This is a genomic window from Mycolicibacterium rutilum (genome assembly GCF_900108565.1).
GTDB classification, from domain to species: Bacteria; Actinomycetota; Actinomycetes; order Mycobacteriales; family Mycobacteriaceae; genus Mycobacterium; species Mycobacterium rutilum.
In genome coordinates, this window is record NZ_LT629971.1 from 2,769,595 (window position 1) to 2,788,159 (window position 18,565).

General features: G+C 69.1%; 21 protein-coding genes. 13 read left to right on the top strand and 8 right to left on the bottom strand.

From position 1 onward, the window contains the following. Positions 1-54: 54 nt before the first annotated feature. The 7 genes from BLW81_RS13525 (at position 55) to BLW81_RS13555 (ending at position 5,522) form a co-directional block, all read left to right on the top strand. The gene (locus BLW81_RS13525) at positions 55-1,041 is read left to right on the top strand and encodes an esterase family protein (RefSeq protein WP_083407597.1); all 987 of its coding nucleotides are present in this window, start codon (positions 55-57) and stop codon (positions 1,039-1,041) included. A 47-nt stretch (positions 1,042-1,088) separates the two neighbouring features. Beyond that, on the top strand, positions 1,089-1,799 hold the full coding sequence (locus BLW81_RS13530) for a GAF and ANTAR domain-containing protein (protein ID WP_235632270.1): 711 nt from the start codon (positions 1,089-1,091) through the stop codon (positions 1,797-1,799). A 200-nt stretch (positions 1,800-1,999) separates the two neighbouring features. Next, positions 2,000-2,635, top strand: coding sequence for a CHAP domain-containing protein (locus BLW81_RS13535; protein WP_157897691.1), 636 nt, complete (start codon positions 2,000-2,002; stop codon positions 2,633-2,635). 130 nt (positions 2,636-2,765) lie between these two features. Continuing rightward, positions 2,766-3,113, top strand: a complete 348-nt coding sequence (locus BLW81_RS13540) for an STAS domain-containing protein (protein WP_083407598.1) — start codon at positions 2,766-2,768, stop codon at positions 3,111-3,113. A gap of 32 nt (positions 3,114-3,145) precedes the next feature. Next, entirely contained in the window at positions 3,146-3,595 is a 450-nt protein-coding gene (locus BLW81_RS13545; RefSeq protein WP_083407599.1) for an ATP-binding protein, read from the top strand. A 178-nt stretch (positions 3,596-3,773) separates the two neighbouring features. Further along, positions 3,774-4,094 (top strand): STAS domain-containing protein, encoded by a 321-nt coding sequence (locus BLW81_RS13550; protein WP_157897692.1) that lies wholly within the window; start codon positions 3,774-3,776, stop codon positions 4,092-4,094. Positions 4,095-4,469: 375 nt separating this feature from the next. Then, on the top strand, positions 4,470-5,522 hold the full coding sequence (locus BLW81_RS13555; protein WP_083407601.1) for an MmpL3/TtfA transport complex stabilizer: 1,053 nt from the start codon (positions 4,470-4,472) through the stop codon (positions 5,520-5,522). On the opposite strand, the gene BLW81_RS13560 is transcribed toward BLW81_RS13555, so the two are convergent. Genes BLW81_RS13560 through BLW81_RS13570 form a run of 3 tightly spaced genes read right to left on the bottom strand, consistent with a single transcriptional unit; the run spans position 5,523 to position 8,640 of the window. Further along, complete coding sequence (locus BLW81_RS13560; RefSeq protein ID WP_083407602.1) at positions 5,523-6,212, bottom strand: response regulator; 690 nt, start codon at positions 6,210-6,212, stop codon at positions 5,523-5,525. Continuing rightward, positions 6,209-7,762 (bottom strand): sensor histidine kinase, encoded by a 1,554-nt coding sequence (locus BLW81_RS13565; protein WP_083407603.1) that lies wholly within the window; start codon positions 7,760-7,762, stop codon positions 6,209-6,211. The genes BLW81_RS13560 and BLW81_RS13565 overlap by 4 nt, the downstream gene beginning before the upstream one ends. Beyond that, positions 7,759-8,640, bottom strand: coding sequence for an alpha/beta fold hydrolase (locus tag BLW81_RS13570; RefSeq protein WP_083407604.1), 882 nt, complete (start codon positions 8,638-8,640; stop codon positions 7,759-7,761). The genes BLW81_RS13565 and BLW81_RS13570 overlap by 4 nt, the downstream gene beginning before the upstream one ends. A gap of 94 nt (positions 8,641-8,734) precedes the next feature. Between BLW81_RS13570 and BLW81_RS13575 the strand changes: the two genes are divergently transcribed. Continuing rightward, positions 8,735-10,117 (top strand): cation:dicarboxylate symporter family transporter, encoded by a 1,383-nt coding sequence (locus BLW81_RS13575; protein ID WP_083407605.1) that lies wholly within the window; start codon positions 8,735-8,737, stop codon positions 10,115-10,117. Between the two features lie 160 nt (positions 10,118-10,277). Continuing rightward, a complete protein-coding gene (locus tag BLW81_RS13580) occupies positions 10,278-10,574 on the top strand; it encodes a hypothetical protein (protein WP_083407606.1) in 297 nt (98 codons plus the stop codon). A gap of 53 nt (positions 10,575-10,627) precedes the next feature. On the opposite strand, the gene BLW81_RS13585 is transcribed toward BLW81_RS13580, so the two are convergent. Together BLW81_RS13585 and BLW81_RS13590 are read right to left on the bottom strand one after the other, a co-directional pair. Further along, positions 10,628-10,939 (bottom strand): hypothetical protein, encoded by a 312-nt coding sequence (locus BLW81_RS13585; RefSeq protein ID WP_083407607.1) that lies wholly within the window; start codon positions 10,937-10,939, stop codon positions 10,628-10,630. A 17-nt stretch (positions 10,940-10,956) separates the two neighbouring features. After that, entirely contained in the window at positions 10,957-12,156 is a 1,200-nt protein-coding gene (locus BLW81_RS13590) for a lipid-transfer protein (RefSeq protein ID WP_083407608.1), read from the bottom strand. A gap of 162 nt (positions 12,157-12,318) precedes the next feature. Here BLW81_RS13590 and BLW81_RS13595 point away from each other — a divergent pair, with 162 nt between their 5' ends. Further along, positions 12,319-13,368 carry an NAD(P)H-dependent amine dehydrogenase family protein gene (locus BLW81_RS13595; RefSeq protein ID WP_083407609.1) on the top strand — a complete coding sequence of 350 codons (1,050 nt, stop codon included), beginning with the start codon at positions 12,319-12,321 and terminating at the stop codon, positions 13,366-13,368. Positions 13,369-13,402: 34 nt separating this feature from the next. Next, complete coding sequence (locus BLW81_RS13600) at positions 13,403-14,248, top strand: patatin-like phospholipase family protein (RefSeq protein ID WP_197680371.1); 846 nt, start codon at positions 13,403-13,405, stop codon at positions 14,246-14,248. Here the strand turns inward: BLW81_RS13600 and BLW81_RS13605 are convergent. Beyond that, a complete protein-coding gene (locus tag BLW81_RS13605) occupies positions 14,233-15,246 on the bottom strand; it encodes a patatin-like phospholipase family protein (protein WP_083407611.1) in 1,014 nt (337 codons plus the stop codon). The two genes, BLW81_RS13600 and BLW81_RS13605, sit on opposite strands and share 16 nt — an antisense overlap. A gap of 31 nt (positions 15,247-15,277) precedes the next feature. After that, a complete protein-coding gene (lpqV, locus tag BLW81_RS13610; protein WP_083407612.1) occupies positions 15,278-15,715 on the bottom strand; it encodes a lipoprotein LpqV in 438 nt (145 codons plus the stop codon). A 253-nt stretch (positions 15,716-15,968) separates the two neighbouring features. Here lpqV and BLW81_RS13615 point away from each other — a divergent pair, with 253 nt between their 5' ends. Both BLW81_RS13615 and BLW81_RS13620 read left to right on the top strand, forming a co-directional pair. Beyond that, positions 15,969-16,505, top strand: coding sequence for a cysteine dioxygenase (locus BLW81_RS13615; RefSeq protein WP_083407613.1), 537 nt, complete (start codon positions 15,969-15,971; stop codon positions 16,503-16,505). 2 nt (positions 16,506-16,507) lie between these two features. Further along, the gene (locus BLW81_RS13620; RefSeq protein ID WP_083407614.1) at positions 16,508-16,882 is read left to right on the top strand and encodes a rhodanese-like domain-containing protein; all 375 of its coding nucleotides are present in this window, start codon (positions 16,508-16,510) and stop codon (positions 16,880-16,882) included. Here BLW81_RS13620 and BLW81_RS13625 read toward each other — a convergent pair. Continuing rightward, the gene (locus BLW81_RS13625) at positions 16,879-18,546 is read right to left on the bottom strand and encodes an alpha/beta hydrolase (protein WP_083410523.1); all 1,668 of its coding nucleotides are present in this window, start codon (positions 18,544-18,546) and stop codon (positions 16,879-16,881) included. The genes BLW81_RS13620 and BLW81_RS13625 overlap by 4 nt on opposite strands. Between the last annotated feature and the right edge of the window lie 19 nt (positions 18,547-18,565).

The window sequence follows — 18,565 nt, forward strand, 5'->3', positions numbered from 1 at the left end:
TTGGGAGCCCGCGGTCGCTGCTAACTTGCCCAGGCGTAAGTGACGGCGCGACAGATGGGTGTGGCTGCGATCGTGAAGGGTTCGCTCGGCAGGTTCTGCGGTGTGCTGGTGGCGGCTCTGCTTCCACTGCTCGTGGGGCTGACAGTCCAAATGCCAACGGCCGCAGCGTATTCGCGCGACGGTCTACCTGTCGAACTCCTCGACGTGCCGTCGCCGTCGATGGGCCGCAACATCCGCGTGCAGTTCCAGGGCGGCGGACCACACTCGGTGTATCTGCTCGACGGGCTCCGCGCACAGGAGGACGCCAGCGGCTGGGACATCAACACCTCGGCGTTCGAATGGTTCTATCAGTCCGGCGTTTCGGTGGTCATGCCCGTCGGCGGGCAGTCGAGCTTCTACACCGACTGGTATCAGCCGGCGACCGGCAGCGCGGGCACCGTCACCTACAAATGGGAGACCTTCCTGACCCAGGAACTGCCCGCGTGGCTGGCCGCCAACCGCGGACAGTCGCCCACCGGCAACGCGGTCGTCGGGCTGTCCATGTCGGGCAGCGCCGCGCTCACCCTGGCCACCTGGCACCCGCTGCAATTCATCTTCGCCGCCTCGCTGTCGGGCTACCTCAACCCGTCAAATGGCTTGTGGCCCACGTTGATCGGGTTCTCGATGAAGGACGCAGGCGGCTACAGCGCGACCAACATGTGGGGACCGACGTCGGATCCCGCGTGGCGCCGCAACGACCCGATGGTCAACATCAACGCGCTGGTCGCCAACAACACCGCACTGTGGATCTACTGCGGCAACGGAGCAGTCTCCGAACTCGACGACGGCGCGAACTTCGGCGCGCAGTACAGCGCCCAGTTCCTCGAGAACATCACGCTGTCAACGAACAAGGAGTTCCAGCGGAAGTATCTGGCGGCCGGTGGCCGCAACGCCGTGTTCAACTTCCCGACCGACGGCACCCACAGCTGGGGCTACTGGGGATCTCAACTGCAGGCGATGAAACCCGACCTGCTGCGCATCCTCGGAGCTGCGCGGCCCTGACCGGGGGCGGCCTACCATGGCCACCAAGCCGATTGTTGGGGTGAGCAATGAGCGGAGCACGGGACCGGGGTCTGCACGACGAGATCGCACTGCTGGCGCGGAGCCTGAACAGCCAGAAGAGCGCCGACATGGACGTCGACAACCTCTTCTCGGAAGTCACCGACACGACGGTGCGAATTTTGCCCAATGTCCAGCACGCCGCGATCTCGCTCGTCGCGCCGAAGACTCGGCGGGTGCGGTCGGTGGCCGCAACCGGCCCGGTACCCAAGAACCTCGACCAGCTGCAGGAAGATTTACGCCAGGGGCCGTGCCTGGAGTCCATCCAGGAACAGATCACGGTGCGCATCGACGATTACGCAACGGAGGACCGCTGGCCGGAGTTCATCCGCGCGGCCACCGCGGCGACACCTGTGCGCTCGAGTCTGTCCATCCAGCTCTACACCCATGAAGCCGAGATCGGCGCGATGAACCTCTACTCCGAGCACCCCAGCACGTTTACGCCGCATCTGACCGAACTGGCGCTGGCGATCGCGGCACACGCGGCGATCGGCGTCGCGACCGCGCGCAGCGCCGATCAGTTCCGCACCGCGCTGGCCTCCCGCGACATCATCGGACAGGCCAAAGGCATGATCATGGAACGGTTCAACGTCGACGCCCACGCCGCGTTTCAACTCCTGATCCGCCTGTCGCAGGAGCGCAACACCCCGCTGCATTTGGTGGCCGAGCAACTGGTCCGCCGCGACCATCCGGTCGACTGACCGCCGGCGCACGCAAACCTCTCAAACTGGCCGCCGGCACGGGCGGGCGGATCGCTAGCAAATCGCAACGCGGGATTTATGGTTCCGAAACCAAACCCTGAGAGAGTTCCGCTGTGCGCCCGATCATGGTCCTCGCAGCGTTGACGGCTGTCTCTGCGCTGATAGCGGCCCCAATCGCCCACGCGCAGCCGCGGTCGGTCATGGTTAACACCGGGGCGGGCGAGCTCAATGTCCGATCGGCCCCTTCGGCAAACAGTCAGAAGATCGGGTCGATCGCCGACAACAGCCGCGTCGTGATCGTCTGCCATTCCCGCGGCGACGAGTTCTCCGGAGGCCCGTACCGGTTGACGACAAACATCTGGAACCGCCTCGACACCGGCGGCTACGTGACCGACGCGATGCTCGTCACCGGCTCCAACGACCCCGTCGTACCGCGGTGCGACGCTGCGAGCGCGCCCGCGCGGGCCACGGGCCGAACATCGGCCAAGAACCCCGAGGAGCCCGGCAGTCCCGCCTGGGCGGCACTGGCCAAGTGGCATCAGGTCTCGCCGAAGAAGCTTTATCCGGCGCTCAGCGGGCCACCCCGGGAGTGGGCGGCGTCGGCGCGGGTGTCGGGCTGGACGGTGCTCACCCGCCCCGAACCCCGGTCGATCGTGGTGTTCGCGCCCGGCGCGGACGGCGCAGGACACGTCGCCTGGGTCGACACCACCGCCACGCGCGGCGGCGGTCAGTTCATCGGCATCACCGAGGCGCACAAGACGGGCGACGGGCTGATCGTCTGGTCCAGCAGAGAAGTCAGGCATGAGCCGGGCATGTCCTACATTTTGCTGCCATGACCGGCGCATTCGTATCCCCGCCGATGCACCGGCACAGCGGGGTCGGATACCCTGTTGCGCGGGTTCAGACTGCAGCCTCTCGTGATCGGCCTTGACCGCTATACGGTGGTTGCCAAACAAGAGGTGAAGCTTGGACGGACAACTTTGCACCGAGTCCTGGGTGGATCGGGTGGCGGTCGTGGCCGCCTCCGGCGATCTCGACATGCTGACGGCGCCCCAGTTGCGGGACGCCGTGGCCGCGGCCCTGGCGAAAGATCCGGCGGGTCTGATCGTCGACCTGACGAAGGTGGAGTTCCTCGGATCCGCCGGCATGCAGGTGCTGATGGAGACGCACAACCAGACCGACGGCACCGAGGTGCGATTCGCCGTCGTCGCCGAGGGGCCGGCGACCAGCCGGCCGTTGAAGATCACCGGGATCGCCGACGTCATCGGGTTATTTTCGTCACTCGACGCCGCGCTCGAGAATCTGTCTGCGTGAGCGCGAGACCGACGGGGTAATCAGACGGCATCATGAACGCTCCCACGGAACTCGGTTTCTCATCCAACGGCCGCGCCGACGCGCAGACCGTGGCTGAGTTCCGTAATGCCTTCGCTCAGTGGCTACGTGAGAATTTCGCGCTCGATCCCGAGCGATTCAACGACGTGCTGCTCGCGGTCAACGAGGCGCTCACCAACTCCGCGGAGTTCGCGTACGTCGGCCGCGCCGACGGCGGCACGATGTCGGTGACCGCGCGCTACAACGCCGAGGATCGGCGGCTGGTGACCACCGTCGCCGACCAGGGGGCCTGGCTGCACAAGGAGCCCGACGGCACCCCCAACACCCGCGGCCGCGGCATCGAACTGATGCGGGCGCTGTCCGATCGCGCCACCATCGACCGCACCCCGACCGGCACCCAGGTCCGGCTCGAATTCGACGGTTGCCCCCTTCTCTCGCAGGAGCCGTTCGCTACTTCGGCCTAGGCCGTGTTTGCCTCGCGCGCAGTATGGGTAAAGGCGCTTTGCTGAGTCCGAAATCCCAGGTCTGCTCCGCAGGAAGCGAGCGCTCATGTCCGTTGCGGCGATTTCCCGCCCCTCCCCGGCTCCTGGACGGCGCCTGACAGTGACCTGCGGCGCGTGGGCCGGGCCCAGCGCACGGCACGTGACGGTCTTCGCCGACGGTGAGATCGACGCGGCCAACGCCAAAGAGTTCGCGGTCGCGGTATGCGATGCCGTGGCAGGAGCGGAACGCGTCACCCTCGACCTGTCCGGTCTCGAGTTCATCGCGATCGACGGCGTGGCCGCACTGCACGCGATCAACGCCCACCTGACCCGCGCAGGGGTGCCGTGGTGCGTGCTGCCCGGACCGGCGGCGTCGCGGGTGCTGGGAATCTGCGACCGCGAACACGTGATCCCGCTGCTGCAACCCGCTCCCTCGGCCCGCCGCGGCGAAACTGTGCTGCGGCTGGTTCAGTCCAACTGACGCGCATGTGACGATCGAGACGGAAGTTGTCGGTTTGCTGACGTGTCGCGTTGTGATCTACCGCTCACTTTGATCCGAAAAGCTAAGAAACCGTTATCGCCGAACGTCTCACAGTAAGTGCGAAGGGTGTTGCGAGACAAGCGTTGTCACTGCTCAGCACGGTGCTTCCGATTGCTGATTCGGGATAACAATCGGGTAACGAATAGTTTTCTAAGCAGTGTCTGAGAGGTTTCTGCGGCATCCCGGCGCAGTCCGTTTTCGTCGCGACGGCTTGTCGTCTTTCGTCGCTAGACTCGGTCGGGATCGCGCCGCCGAGGCGCGAAATGACTTGAACTCGAGGGCCGGTGCACGCCATGCCGGCGGAGGTACCGAACCATGGTTGATCTTTTCACGCGCCCAGGCGCGAGCAAGAAGCACGCCGACGACCACCGCGCGGATCCGAGCGCGATGACGCTGGGCGCCTCAGACGTGCGCCGTGGCGCCGTCGGCGACATCGCCGTCACCGCCACCGGCCGGACGCTCACCACCCATCCCGGTGACGACAGCGTCGCGGTGCTCAACGCGCGCACGCTGGCCGTCGAGGCGATCATCGCGGTGCACGGAGAGCCGTTCGCGGTGGCCGTCCACGACGACCGCGCGTACGTCAGCACCTCGTCATGGACGCACAAGGACGAGGTGACGGTCATCGACACCACCTCGAAGACCGTGATCGCGTCCTACCCGCTGGCCGAGAACGTGACGGCGCTGGCGGTCAGCCCGGACGGCAAGCGGGTCTACGCGGGCCGGACCGGCGACGGCCACATCGACGTCGCGGTCATCGACATCCCCGCCGACCGGGTGGGCACCATCGACGTGGCCACCGGCGCGGGCATCGGCATCGACGCGCTGGCCGTCGACCCGGACGGTGAACGCCTCTATGTCGCGACCACCGACGCCCGCGGCAGCGCGGTCGTCGTCGTCGACATCGAGACGGCCCGCGTCGCGCATGCGGTGCGGATCGGCTCGCCGATCCGCGACATCGCGATCGCCGACGACACGGCGTTCGTGCTCAGCTCCGACCGCGCCCGCGGCGGTGTGCTGCACGTGATCGAACTCGCGACGGGTCGGGTCACCGGCGTCGTCGAGCTGGGCGGCGCGCCGACGCAACTGGCCGTCGGTGCCGACAAGTCCCGGGCTTACGTCGTCGACTACGACCGCGTTGTCGTGGTGTGCACGCTGACGCTGCAGGTCATCAACGACATCACGGTCAGCGCCCGGCCGTCGTGCGTGGCGGTGGATTCGCACAATGGCCGGTTGTATGTCGCCGATTACGACGGCCACGTGTCCGCGTTCGCCGTCGAGACGACGATGCCGCTGCTGTACTCGCAGTTCATGGCGACCGACCCGATCGTCGCCGACTACCGCGAGTTGGAGCCGGTGCACGCGTAGTCAGCGCCACTGGTAGCGGGTCTTGGGCCTGCCGGCCTTGCCGTAGTCGGTGTGGCGGGTGACGACGCCGTCGTCGGCGAGCCGCTCGAGGTACCGCCACGCGGTCACCCGCGACACCGCGACCTGTTTGGCGACGTCGTCGGCGGTCACCCCGTCCTCGGAATCCCGTACGGCACGGGCGATCTCGTCGTTGGTACCCGGTGCCGCACCCTTGGGGGTGGTCGCCCTGGCCGGGTTGATCCGCAGTTCGGCGAGCGCGCGGTCCACCTCGGCCTGGCTGGCGGCCTGGGTTCCTGCGGGCAGAGCCTCGCGGTAGCGTCGGTACGCCTCGAGGCGGTCGCGGAACGCCGCGAATGTGAACGGTTTGAGCAGATACGCCAACGCGCCGTGACCCACGGCCGCGCGCACCATCTCCAGGTCCCGCTCGGATGTGATCGCGATGATGTCGGGCGTCGGCAGCAGGCTCGAGAGCGCGTTGGCCAGCGATATGCCGTCGGCGTCGGGCAGGCCGATGTCGAGCAAAACGAGGTCGATCGGGTTATCGGTGGCCGCCGCTCCCGACGCGTGCCGCATGGCGTCGCGCGCGGTGTGGGCCACCGCGCTGACCGAAAAGCCGGACAGCCGACCGAGATACGTGCGGTGCGCCTCGGCGATCAACGGTTCGTCCTCGACGATCAGCACGGTGATCACGACGCCTCCCGCACGGTCACCGTCACCACCGAACCGTAGGTCACGTCGGTGCTCAACGTGCCGCCGTGCCGGTTCACCACCTGCGCGACGAGCGCCAGCCCGAGCCCGTGGCGGTCGGGATCGCCCTTCGTCGAATAGCCCCGCTGCGTGGCCTTGGCGAAGGTGTCGGGGTCCATGCCCGGCCCGCTGTCGGCCACCCGCAGCGTCAGGGTGCCGTCGTGCATCTGCACGGTGACCTCGACCCACGGATCGTCGCGGTCGCACGCGTCCATCGCGTTGTCGATCAGGTTGCCCAGCACCGTGACCATCTCCGAGCCGGTCAGCGGGACCCGGTCGCTGTCGGACGGCAGCCGGGTGTCCTCGGTGACGGTCAGCTCGATGCCGCGTTCGTCGGCCTGGGCGCTCTTGCCGAGCAGCAGCGCGACCAGCGCCGGCTCGCCGACGGCGGCGGACAGCCGGTCGACGAGGTGCTGCGACAGCGCGAGTTCGTCGGTCGCGAACCGCACCGCCTCCTCGGGCCTGCCCATCTCGACCATCGTGACGATGGTGTGCAGCTTGTTGGCCGCCTCGTGCGCCTGCGACCGCAGCGTGTCGGTCAGCACCTTCAGCGAGGTGAGTTCGCCCAGCGCGCCTTGCAATTCGGTGCGATCGCGGATCGTGACGACCTCGGAGTCCGGCGGCGCGGTCTCGACATGCGACCGGTTCACGACCAGCACCCGGTCACGGGTGACGTGCACCTCGTCGCGGGCGCCGGGGTCGGCGCTGCGCAGGAAGTCGGGCAGGTCGTCGCGGTCGACGGGCCCGGGCGGCAGCGCGAGCAACCGGCGCGCCTCGTCGTTGACCAGGGCCACGCCGGTGCGGTCGAGCACGATCAGGCCCTCGGACACCGAATGCAGGATCGCGTCGTGGTGTTCGTACATCACCCGCAGTTCGTCGGGCCGCAGCCCGTGCGTCTGACGCAGCAGCCGTCGCCGGATGAGCCAGACGCCGGCGAGCGAAACGGCAAGCGCCGCAACGCTGACGGTGACGATGATCGGCACCTGCGCGCGCCACCGGTCGGCCAGGCTGGTCTGCAGGATGCCCGCCGACACCAGGCCGACGATCCGGCCGGATCCGTCCCGCACCGGCGCGACCGCGCGGATCGACGGTCCCAGCGTGCCGGTGTAGGTCTCGGAGAACGTCTCGCCGCGCAGTGCCGGTTCGATGGTGCCGATGTACTTGGCCCCGATCTGCTGCGGGTCGGTGTGGGTGAACCGGGTGCGGTCCGGCGCCATGATCGTGATGAACGCGATGTCGGTCTCCCTGCGCACCGCTTCGGTCACCGGCTGCAGAACCTCGGTGGCCCTTCCCGATTCGATGGCGGCCGCGGTCGACGGTGAGTCCGCCAGCGCGGTCGCGATGCCGATCACCTGTTCGCGGGCCGCGGCGTCACCGTCCTGGCGGGCGTCCAGCAGCGCCAGCGCGCTGCCCGCGAGCACGATGACCGCGATCACCAGGATCTGCAGCGCGATGGCCTGGGTGGCCAGCGACCGGGGTCGCCACCTGTTCACGGCGCGCCCAGTTCGGCGGCGGCCACACCCAGGATGTCGTCGGCGGACCCGACGGCGACGAAGTGGCCGGCGCCCTCGACCTGGTGCCACACCGCCCCGGGCATCGCGTCGGCGACCGTCCGGTTGATCACCGCCGGCACCAGCAAATCGTCGGTGCCCTGCCACATGTGCACCGGGCGCTGGATCGCACCGACATCGAACGACCAACGGCGGTACAGCAATTCGGCGTCGCGCACCAGACCCGCCGAACCGTGCGCGAAGCACTCGGCGCAGGTGTCGCAGAACGCCGACTCGACACCGGGGCGGGACAGGACCTCCCGGTCGTAGTCGTTCACGCCGGCACGGATCTGCTTGGCGAACGAGGCGCGAAAACGTCTGGCGGACAGCCCGAGTGCGGCGTACATGAGCCGGAAACCGGGCCGGAACCGCAGCGCGAGCGTGCCGCCGAGCGCATCGATCCGCGACAGGTACCGCGCGGCCCAGTTGTCGCCGAAGGCGCCGTAACTGCCGCCGGCGATGCTGCTGACGTGGCGCAGCCGCGCGGGGTCGAGGTGGGCGGCCGCGGCCAACGCCCACGGCCCGCCCTCTGACCAGCCCGTGACGCCGAACGTCTGGCGGCCCAACGCGTCGGCGACCGTCAGCAGGTCGTCGGCCCAACCGGCATAGGTGCGTGGCCGCTGCGCGGTGGATCCGCCCATGCCCGGACGGTCGATGCACACGAACCGCACGCCCTGCCCGAGGGCCGCGTCCGAGAACAGTCGCGCCTCCAGTCGGCTGCTGGGCCCGCCGTGGTTGTGCAGGACGAGCGGCCCGGCCGGATCACCCACCTCGAGGTAGGTCAGACGGCGGCCGTCGGGCGTCGCGACCTCGCTGACCATCGCACCTCCGCTGAACGAAATGAACTAAAGCGTGACCTGGCTCACGTCGGGGTTGACCCTACTTGCAGACCACAGCTCGTGACCGGAGGTAGAAATGACCGTCCTCGACCGCCCGCCCGTACCCGAGCCGGAACAGCCGGCGCGAAAACGCGACCGCACGCACTGGCTCTACATCGCGGTGATCATTGCGGTGTTCGCCGGTGTCGGGGTCGGCATCCTCGCGCCCGGCGTCGGCAAAAGCGTCGGCGTGCTCGGCACCATGTTCGTCGACCTGATCAAGATGATGATCGCGCCGGTCATCTTCTGCACGATCGTGCTGGGCATCGGGTCGGTGCGCAAAGCCGCGACCGTCGGCAAGGTCGGCGGCCTGGCGTTCGTGTACTTCCTGGTGATGTCGACCTTCGCGCTGGCGATCGGGCTGGTCGTCGGCAACATCCTGCATCCGGGCACCGGGATGAACCTGACCGAGAGCGCGGCGGGCAAGGGCGCCGAACTCGCCGAGAAGGCGCACGAGGCCGGCGGCCTGATGGACTTCGTCGCAGGCATCATCCCGGAGACGCTGTTCTCGTCGCTGACCGCGGGCAGCGTGTTGCAGGCGCTGTTCGTCGCGCTGCTGGTCGGGTTCGCGCTGCAGGCGATGGGATCGGCGGGCGAGCCGATCCTGCGCGGCATCGAGCACCTGCAGAAGCTGGTGTTCAAGGTCCTGGTGATGATCCTGTGGCTGGCCCCGATCGGCGCGTTCGGCGCGATCGCCAACGTCGTCGGCCAGACCGGCTGGACCGCGGTGACCCAGCTGCTGGGCCTGATGCTCGGGTTCTACGTGACCTGCGTGGTGTTCGTGTTCGGTGTGCTGGGCGCGATCCTGCGGATCGTGTCGGGGGTGTCGATCTTCCGGCTGGTGCGCTACCTGGCCCGCGAGTACCTGCTGATCGTGTCGACGTCGTCGTCGGAGTCCGCGCTGCCGCGGCTGATCGCCAAGATGGAACACCTCGGTGTCGACCGCAGCACCGTCGGCGTCGTGGTGCCCACCGGCTACTCGTTCAACCTCGACGGCACCGCGATCTACCTCACGATGGCGTCGCTGTTCATCGCCGGTGCGCTGGGTGACCCGCTGTCGCTGCCGGAGCAGATCGGTCTGCTGGTGTTCATGATCGTCGCGTCGAAGGGCGCCGCCGGGGTGACCGGCGCTGGGCTGGCCACGCTGGCCGGCGGGCTGCAGAGCCACCGGCCGGACCTGCTCGACGGCGTCGGCCTGATCGTCGGCATCGACCGGTTCATGTCGGAGGCCCGCGCGCTGACCAACTTCTCCGGCAACGCGGTCGCCACCATCCTCGTCGGGTCGTGGACCAAGACCATCGACCGCGACCGGGTCGACACGGTGCTGCGCGGCGGCGATCCGTTCGACGAGCTGACGATGGTCGACGGCGCCCACGGCACCGAAACCCCTGCGGTACAGCGAGAGCCCGTCCCCGCCTAGCTGCACCGCCTCATCGAGACTGCGGGCAGATCGCACTTCCCCCGAACGCGATCTGCCCGCAGTTTCGGCTTTTTCGAAAAGGCGTTGAACCCTTCCGGGCACTGGCTCGTCGTACCGCGTGACGGCCACCGGGGCCGCGAGAACATGAAGGGAGCGCGTCATGCGCGCAACGCTGTTACTGATGACGGGATTCGCCGCGGCGGCCTGCGGGCTGATGCTCGGTCCCGCGGCCCACGCGTCGGCCGCGGAGTCCGCCCAGCTGACCATCGCCACGCTGGAAGCGCAGGGTTTCGATGTGCGGGTCAACAAGATCGGCAGCGCATCGCTGGACAAGTGCGTCATCACCGATATCCGAAACCCGCGTGAGCGAACGGAATTGGTGCGGCGCGGGGATGACTTGATCCAGGTGGTCGCGCAACGGTCGATCACCGTCACCGCCGACTGCTCGCGGCGGTGAATCACGAAGAAGCCCGGCCGGGCGATCCCCGGCCGGGCTTCTTACGTCTCAGCTCAGCGGGAGCAGTCCAGCGACACCGAGACCGGCTGGCTGGTCACCTGCGGCACCAGGAACTGCTGACCGCGCGCGCCGGGCCCGATGTAGGGCACCAACTGGCCGAACTGCTGGGGATTGCGCACGTTGGTCACCACGCAGTCCTCGATCGGTCCGGTGCCGATGCGGTCGATGGTGACCGTGTAGCCCTCGGACTGCAGCTTGTTGATCACCTCGGTCGCCGACTGCTGTTGCGCCGACGCCACCGCTGCCGGCGCGGCGAGCAGGCCGCACACGCCGGCCGCGGCGGCGATCATCCGTATGTTCCGCATGGGTCCATCATCCGCCATCAGCGCTCGGCGCGCTGATAGGCGGTCACCACCGCCGCGCCACCGAGGCCGATATTGTGCTGCAGCGCCGCGGTGACGCCCTCGACCTGCCGTTTGTCGGCGGTGCCGCGCAACTGCCAGGTCAGCTCGGCACACTGCGCGAGGCCCGTCGCGCCCAGCGGGTGGCCCTTGGAGATCAACCCACCCGACGGGTTGACGACCCAGCGGCCCCCGTAGGTGGTGTCGTTGTTGTCGATCAGCTTGGGCGCCTCACCCTCACCGCACAGGCCCAGCGCCTCGTAGAGCAGCAGCTCGTTGGCCGAGAAGCAGTCGTGCAGCTCGATGACCTGGAAGTCGGCGGGCCCCAAGCCGGACTGGTCGTAAACCTGTTGTGAGGCCTGCACATTCATGTCGTAGCCGATGACGTTTTTGGCGCTGCCGTCGAACGTGGACTCGAAGTCGGTGGTCATCGCCTGGCCGACGATCTCGACGGCCTGGCCGGCCAGCCCGTGCTTGTCGACGAACTCCTCGCCGGCCAGGATCGCCGCGCCCGAACCGTCGGACGTCGGCGAGCACTGCAGTTTGGTCACCGGATCGGAGATCATCCGGGCGGCCAGGATGTCGTCGAGGGTGTACTCCTCCTGGAACTGCGCGTACGGGTTGTTCACCGAGTGCTTGTGGTTCTTGTAGCCGATCTTTGCGAAATGTTCGGCGGTGCTGCCGTACTGGCGCATGTGCTCACGGCCGGCCGCGGCGAACATCCACGGCGCGACCGGCAGCGCGAATTCCTCGATCTCGGCGAGCGCCTTGATGTGGCGGCCCAGCGGCGGCTCGCGGTCCTCGGCGCCGCCGGCCAACGCGCCGGGCTGCATCTTCTCGAAACCCAGCGCGATCGTGCAGTCGGCGAGCCCGCCGCGGATCGCCTGCGCGGCCAGGAACAGTGCCGTGGAGCCCGTCGAACAGTTGTTGTTGACGTTGACGATCGGGATGCCGGTCATGCCCAGCTCGTAGAGCGCGCGGTTGCCCGACGTCGAGTCGCCGCTGCAGTACCCGACGAAGCCCTGCTGAACCTGCGAGTAATGCACACCGGCGTCCTCGAGCGCCTTCGTCCCGGACTCGCGCGCCATGTCGGGGTAGTCCCAGCCCTCGCGACGGCCGGGCTTCTCGAACTTCGTCATCCCGACCCCGACGACGAACACCTTCTGTGGTTTGGCGGGCATGTCCTGGCTTCCTCTCGGTACTGCTCGCTGCGGCGAGCAGACGCAGAATCCCACGAACCGGGGCTGGATTACGACGTTTTGCGTCTGCTCGCGGGAGGAAGTGGTGTAGACCTGCAGAGTAGCCTGCAGAGTAGAACGTGTTCTAGTTCGGAAGGAGTGGCCATGGGCCTGCGGGTCGTGCAATGGGCGACCGGAGGGGTCGGCGTCGCCGCCATCAAGGGCGTGCTCGAACACCCCGAACTCGAACTCGCCGGCTGCTGGGTGCACTCCCCGGACAAGGCGGGCCGCGACGTCGGCGACCTGATCGGCACCCAACCGCTCGGCGTGGTCGCGACCAACAGCGTCGAGGAGATCCTGGCGCTGGACGCCGACGCGGTGATCTACTCGCCGCTGCTGCCCGACCCGGATCAGGTGGCCGCGCTGCTGCGGTCCGGCAAGAACGTCGTCACGCCGGTCGGGTGGGTGTATCCCAGTGACCGGCAGGGCACCCCGCTGCGGGAGGCGGCGCTCGCGGGCAACGCGACACTGCACGGCACCGGCATCGCGCCGGGCGGGATCAGCGAGAAGTTCCCGCTGCTGTTCTCGGCGTTCTCCACCGGCGTGACTTTCGTTCGCGCCGAGGAGTTCTCCGATCTGCGCACCTACGAGGCGCCCGATGTGGTGCGCCATGTCATGGGCTTCGGTGAGGTGCCCGACAAGGCGCTGTCGGGGCCCATGCAGAAGCTGCTCGACGGCGGCTTCATCCAGGCGGTGCGGATGATCGTCGACAAGATGGGTTTCGCCGCCGACCCGAAAGTGCGGTCCTCACAGGAGATTGCGGTGGCCACCGCTCCGATCGAGTCGCCGATCGGGGTGATCGAGCCGGGCCAGGTCGCCGGGCGCAAGTTCCACTGGGAGGCGCTCGTCGGCGACGAACCGGTGGTGCGCGTCACCGTGAACTGGTTGATGGGTGAAGAAAACCTGGATCCGGCATGGGATTTCGGCCCGGAGGGACAGCGCTACGAGATGGAGGTGCGCGGCAATCCGGACGTCTCGATCGTCGTCAAGGGCTTCCAGTCGGTCGTGGGCGGCGAGGGGCCCGAGTACGGGATCGTCGGAACCGCCGCGCACTGCGTGAACTCGGTGCCCGCCGTGTGCGCGGCCGAACCGGGCATCGCGACCTACCTGGACCTGCCGCTCATCAGCGGGCGCGCGGCACCGGACCTGGCCTGACCCGCGGCGCCGGAGCCTGGCACACTCACGGGCTGTGACGAGACGAGCACTGGTGCTCGCCGGCGGCGGGCTGGCGGGCATCGCGTGGGAAACCGGCGTGCTGACCGGAATCGCCGACGAGGCGCCTGCGGCCGCGCAGGTGCTGCTGGCCTCCGACGTTCTGGTCGGCACGTCGGCGGGGTCGACAGTGGCCGCGCAGCTCGGCAGCGGGCTGGACCTGCCCGCGCTGTTCGACCGCCAGATCGCGCCGACGACGGCGGAGATCAACCCGGGGGCGGGCATCGAGGACATCACTGAGATCTTCCTGTCCGCGGTGACCGCGCCCGGATCGAAAACCGAGAAGCTGCAGCGGATCGGGGCGATCGCGCTCTCGGCCGACACCGTCGCAGAATCCGTGCGCCGCACCGTGATCGAGCACCGGCTGCCGTCCCACGAGTGGCCGGACCGCGAGCTGCGGATCACCGCGATCGACACGGCCACCGGCGAACTGGTCGCCTTCGACCGGACCTCGGGGGTGTCGCTGGTCGACGCCGTCGCCGCCAGCTGCGCGGTGCCCGGGGTGTGGCCGCCGGTGACGATCGGGTCCCGGCGGTTCATGGACGGCGGGGTGGGCAGCACGATCAACATGGCCGTCGCCGACGACTGCGATGTCGCGGTGGCGCTGCTCCCGCAGGGTGAGGCGTCGCCGTCGCCGTGGGGCGCGGGCGCCGTCGAGGAGGTGGCCGCGCGCAACGCGCTCGGGGTGTTCGCCGATGACGAGGCGCTGGCCGCGTTCGGCGCCAACCCGCTCGATCCCGCGTGCCGGGCCCCGTCCGCGCAGGCCGGCCGGGCGCAGGGCAGGCGGGTCGCCGCCCGGGTGGCCGACTACCTCGGTGTCTGATCCCCGGTGACGACGCCGGCCCCGGGCTCGGTGGGCGCCGGCTTCTTCTCCAGCGCGTCCAGCGCGGCGGTGGCCAGCTCGATCCCGACATCGATGACCTCAGCGGCGCGATGGAATTCCAAACTGCGACAAGCGGATCGGGGCACTTCGATGAGCAGGTCGGGCGGATAGCTGGCGAGCTGGTGGCGCGCGAGCGCCGCCTGGGCGATGTCGATCGTGCGGTTCATCACCTCGAAGCTGCCGAGCCTGGGCACGGTGACTTCGCGGGCCGCCTCCTTGGCGACCTCGGCTTCCTTGGTGGCGTCGACGAGTTCGTCGGTGCTGTCGCCGGACCGGCCGAACACCGTGCTGGACTCGAACAGCGCGGTGGTGCTGCGCCAGACCCGCGACAACCATTCCGTGCGCGCCCGCGAACCCGGTTCGGCGGGTTCCTCCGCGCCGCCCGCCTCGCTGCCGGCCAGCGACACCGCGATCGTGAGGTCGGCGTTGACGGCGGCGATCGGCGCCATCGGCAGCGGTTCGAGGATGCCGCCGTCGGCCAGCAGCCGGCCGTCGAGCACGTGCGGGGCGATGACGCCGGGGATCGCGATCGACGCGCGGATCGCGGCGTCGACTGGGCCGCGCTGCAGCCACACCGACTTGCCGGTGATGAGATCCGTCGTCACCGCGGTGTAGGGGATCGGCAGGTCCTCGATGCGGACCTCGCCGAGGATGTCGCGCACCGCGTCGAGGATCTTGGTCGCCCGCAGCACACCGGCCGCGGTGATCGACGGGTCGAGCAGGCGCAGCACCGCGCCCTGCGTCAGCGATTTCGCCCACTCGGAGAAGTCGTCGAGCTTGCCTGCCGCGTGCAGTCCGCCGACGAGCGCGCCCATCGACGACCCGGCGACGCCGACGATCTCGTAGCCGCGGTCCTGCAGTTCCTCGATGACGCCGATGTGGGCGTATCCCCGGGCGCCGCCGCTGCCCAGCGCCAGCGCTACCCGCTTGCCAGCCATTCCGTCATTGTGCGCCCGGCGGCCGGCCGGTTCAGCCGCACAGGCCTTCGGCGGCCGCCTGCACCGCGACGATGACGGCGGCCTGCCGCGGCGGGGGCAGCTGCGACCACGCGGTGTCGTAGGTGCCGGGCCCGGCCGAATCCGTGGACTGCAGCATCCCGAGATACGGCTCGATCTGGGTTTTCGGATCGCCGCCGCGCTCGTCCATCCACTGCTTGGCCGCCGTGCAGGCCTTGGAGTACTCCTCCTCGGTGGAGTCGGCGGGCGCACCGACCGCGGTGGTGACGCCGCCGGGGGAGACGGCGACCGATCCCGGTGCCGCCGTCGGGGTTTCCTCGCTCGTCGGCGTGGACGTCGACGGCGTGGTCGACGGTGCGGGGGTGCCCGAGCCGCCGTCGGTGCCCGACGAGCAGCCCGCCATGATGACCGCCGCAGCCACCGTCGCCGTGAGTCCGATGTGCCTGCCCATGAAGATCAATCTAAGCGCGCCGGTCGCGGGCGCCGGTCTCGGGCCCGTCTCCGGGCCGACTTTCTTTCACGGTGAATCTTTGTCGCGGACTCCGTCGGCCTGCGGTGATGGCACGCGGGTCGACGCCGCTCGAGCGGGACGGTGGCGAGCGGGTCGCGGGTTCGGCCAGACTGGCGGCCGTGATGAGTGGACGCCAGGAGTGTTGTCGGGCTTAGCGCCCCGCCCTGTCCGTCCGTCCTTTCTGGAGCTTTCCATGGCCACCCCTGCCGTTCTGTCCCCTGCTGCGCTGCCCGCCGTCTCCTCGCCGACCCGGCTGCGGCTGCCCGACCTCCTGCTCGCCACCGACCGCGCCGCCGACGACGTGCTCACCGGCCGCTACGACCACCTGGTGCCCCGCGGCGGCCCGCCGCGCGACGAGCGGTGGTTCACCCGCCTGCACGGCGACGACGAACTCGACATCTGGCTGATCAGCTGGGTGCCGGACCGGTCGACCGAACTGCACGACCACGGCGGCTCACTCGGCGCGCTGACCGTGCTGTCGGGATCGCTGCGCGAGACCCGCTGGGACGGTGGGGCGTTGCGGCGCCGACGGCTGACCGCGGGCGATCAGGCCGCGTTCCCGCTGGGATGGGTGCACGACGTGGTGTGGGCGCCGTCAGCGGTCGCTGCTCCGACGCTGAGCGTGCACGCGTACTCGCCGCCGCTGACCGCGATGTCGTACTACGAGGTCACCGACCGGAACACGCTGCGGCGCAACCGCACCGAACTGACCGACGCTCCGGAGGGCTGATCATGACGAGTCGTATCGACCGCGTGCTCGACGAGGCCCGCGCCCGGCTGCGCCGGCTGACGGCGGCGGAGGTGCCCGCCGCACTGCAACGCGGCGCGCTGCTGGTCGACATCAGGCCGCAGGCGCAGCGCGCCCGGGAGGGCGACGTGCCGGGGGCACTGGTGATCGAGCGCAACGTGTTGGAGTGGCGCTGCGACCCGACCAGCGAGGCGCGGCTGCCGCAGGCGGTCGACGACGACGTCGAGTGGGTGGTGCTGTGCTCGGAGGGATACACCTCCAGCCTCGCCGCGGCGTCGCTGGTCGACCTCGGCCTGCACCGCGCCACCGACGTGATCGGCGGCTACCACGCGCTCAAGGCCGAGAACGTTCTGGTCTAGGCGTTCTCGTCGCTCGACAGCAGCGGCCGCAGCCGCTCGGTCTTCTCCGGTGTCCAGCCCGGCGGCTGCAGGACCGCCGCCCACGCATTGGCGACGTCCTTGACGTAGACGTGACCGTGTCCGTCGGGCACGTCGACGGCCACCGCCATGTCGGCCGACACCTGAAGGAACGTCACCACCGGTATCCACTGCATGCGGCCCGAAACGTCGTATCCCCGAGGCTCTTTGAGCCAGTCGGGCTCGGCGAACAGCAGATCGGGATTCCACCAGGCGATCGGGTCAGAGGCGTGTTGCAGATACACCACCCGCGGCTGACCCCACGGATCGTCGGGCCGGCCGAGATTCTCTGCGCATGCGGCGAAGTGGACGTTCTCGCCCTTGTCGTAGATGGGCAGCCACATCGGCGAGCCGGGGTCGCGGTCGCGGGTCAGCTGCGTCCAGATCGTGTTGTTGAACGTCGGGCCACTGAACAGTGCGCCGTCGGTGCGGGCGATCAGGTTGTTGAGCGCCAGGAACGGGGCCTCGCCGCCGAACGAGCCCAGGCTCTCGCCGAAAACCACGAGCCGCGGCCGCTGTGCCTCGGGCAACTCGCGGATGAGTCCGTCGACCGCCTCGAAGAGCGCTTGTCCTGCCTGCCGCGCGTTCTCCTTGTCCACGAGGAACGACAGCCAGCTCGGCAGGAACGAGTACTGCATCGACACGATCGCGGTGTCGCCGTTGTACATGTACTCCAACGCCGAGGCCTCGGCCTCGTTGATCCAACCGGTGCCGGTCGTGGTGGCGACGGCGACTACGGCGCGGTCGAGCCCGCCCTTGCGCTGCAGTTCCTGCGCGGCCAGCGCGGCGGTCGCCTTGATCCCGTCGGCCGAATGCAGGCCCGCGTAGGCGCGGATCGGCTCGATCGCGGGCCGGCCGTTGAATTCGGTGAGGTCCTCGACCGTCGGCCCCGCCGAGACGAACACGCGGCCCTGATGGCCCAGCGACTCCCACGACACCAAGGAGTCGGGTCCGCCCGACCGCAGCGGTGACGTCGGCGCCGCGAAGTCGGGGTCGGCCTCGTCGTTGACCGCCGCGAACGTCTTGTTGATGGTGTCCATCGCGAAGCGCACCACGACGCCATTGAGCAGCGCGATCGACAACGCCAGCAGCAGCACCACCACGACGACTGCCGAAACCCGCGGCGGGGCAACGCGTTCGAGCTGGCGCACCAGAAAGCGCACCAGCCTGCCGATCAGCTGGCCGACCTCGACGAGCACGAACAGCGTGACGATCGACAGCACCGCGGTCAGCGGGTGATCCCAAAAGCCCATCCGCGGTACGCCGTTGAGGTCGCGTACCTCGTCCTGCCAGATGTGGAAGTAGACGATCATCAGGATCTGGCCGACCACGCCGATGACCACCAGCGCGATCCACGCGCTGCGCGGTGCGGGTGGGCTGGAGTCCCGCGAGAGCATGTAGCGCACCAGCCACACCACGAAGACGCCGAGCCCGTACCCGAACGCGCCCGCGCCGCCGCTGACCAGACCTTGGAACAGCGGGCCACGCGGAAGCAGCGACGGTGTCAGCGACAGCCAGATGAAGATGAGGCCGAGCGCGGTGCCGGTGAAGGTGTAGTGGCGCACCCACCAGGGCTTGTCGGGCTTGTCACCCGGTGTCGCCCGCATGTCGACGGCCGGGGTCGTC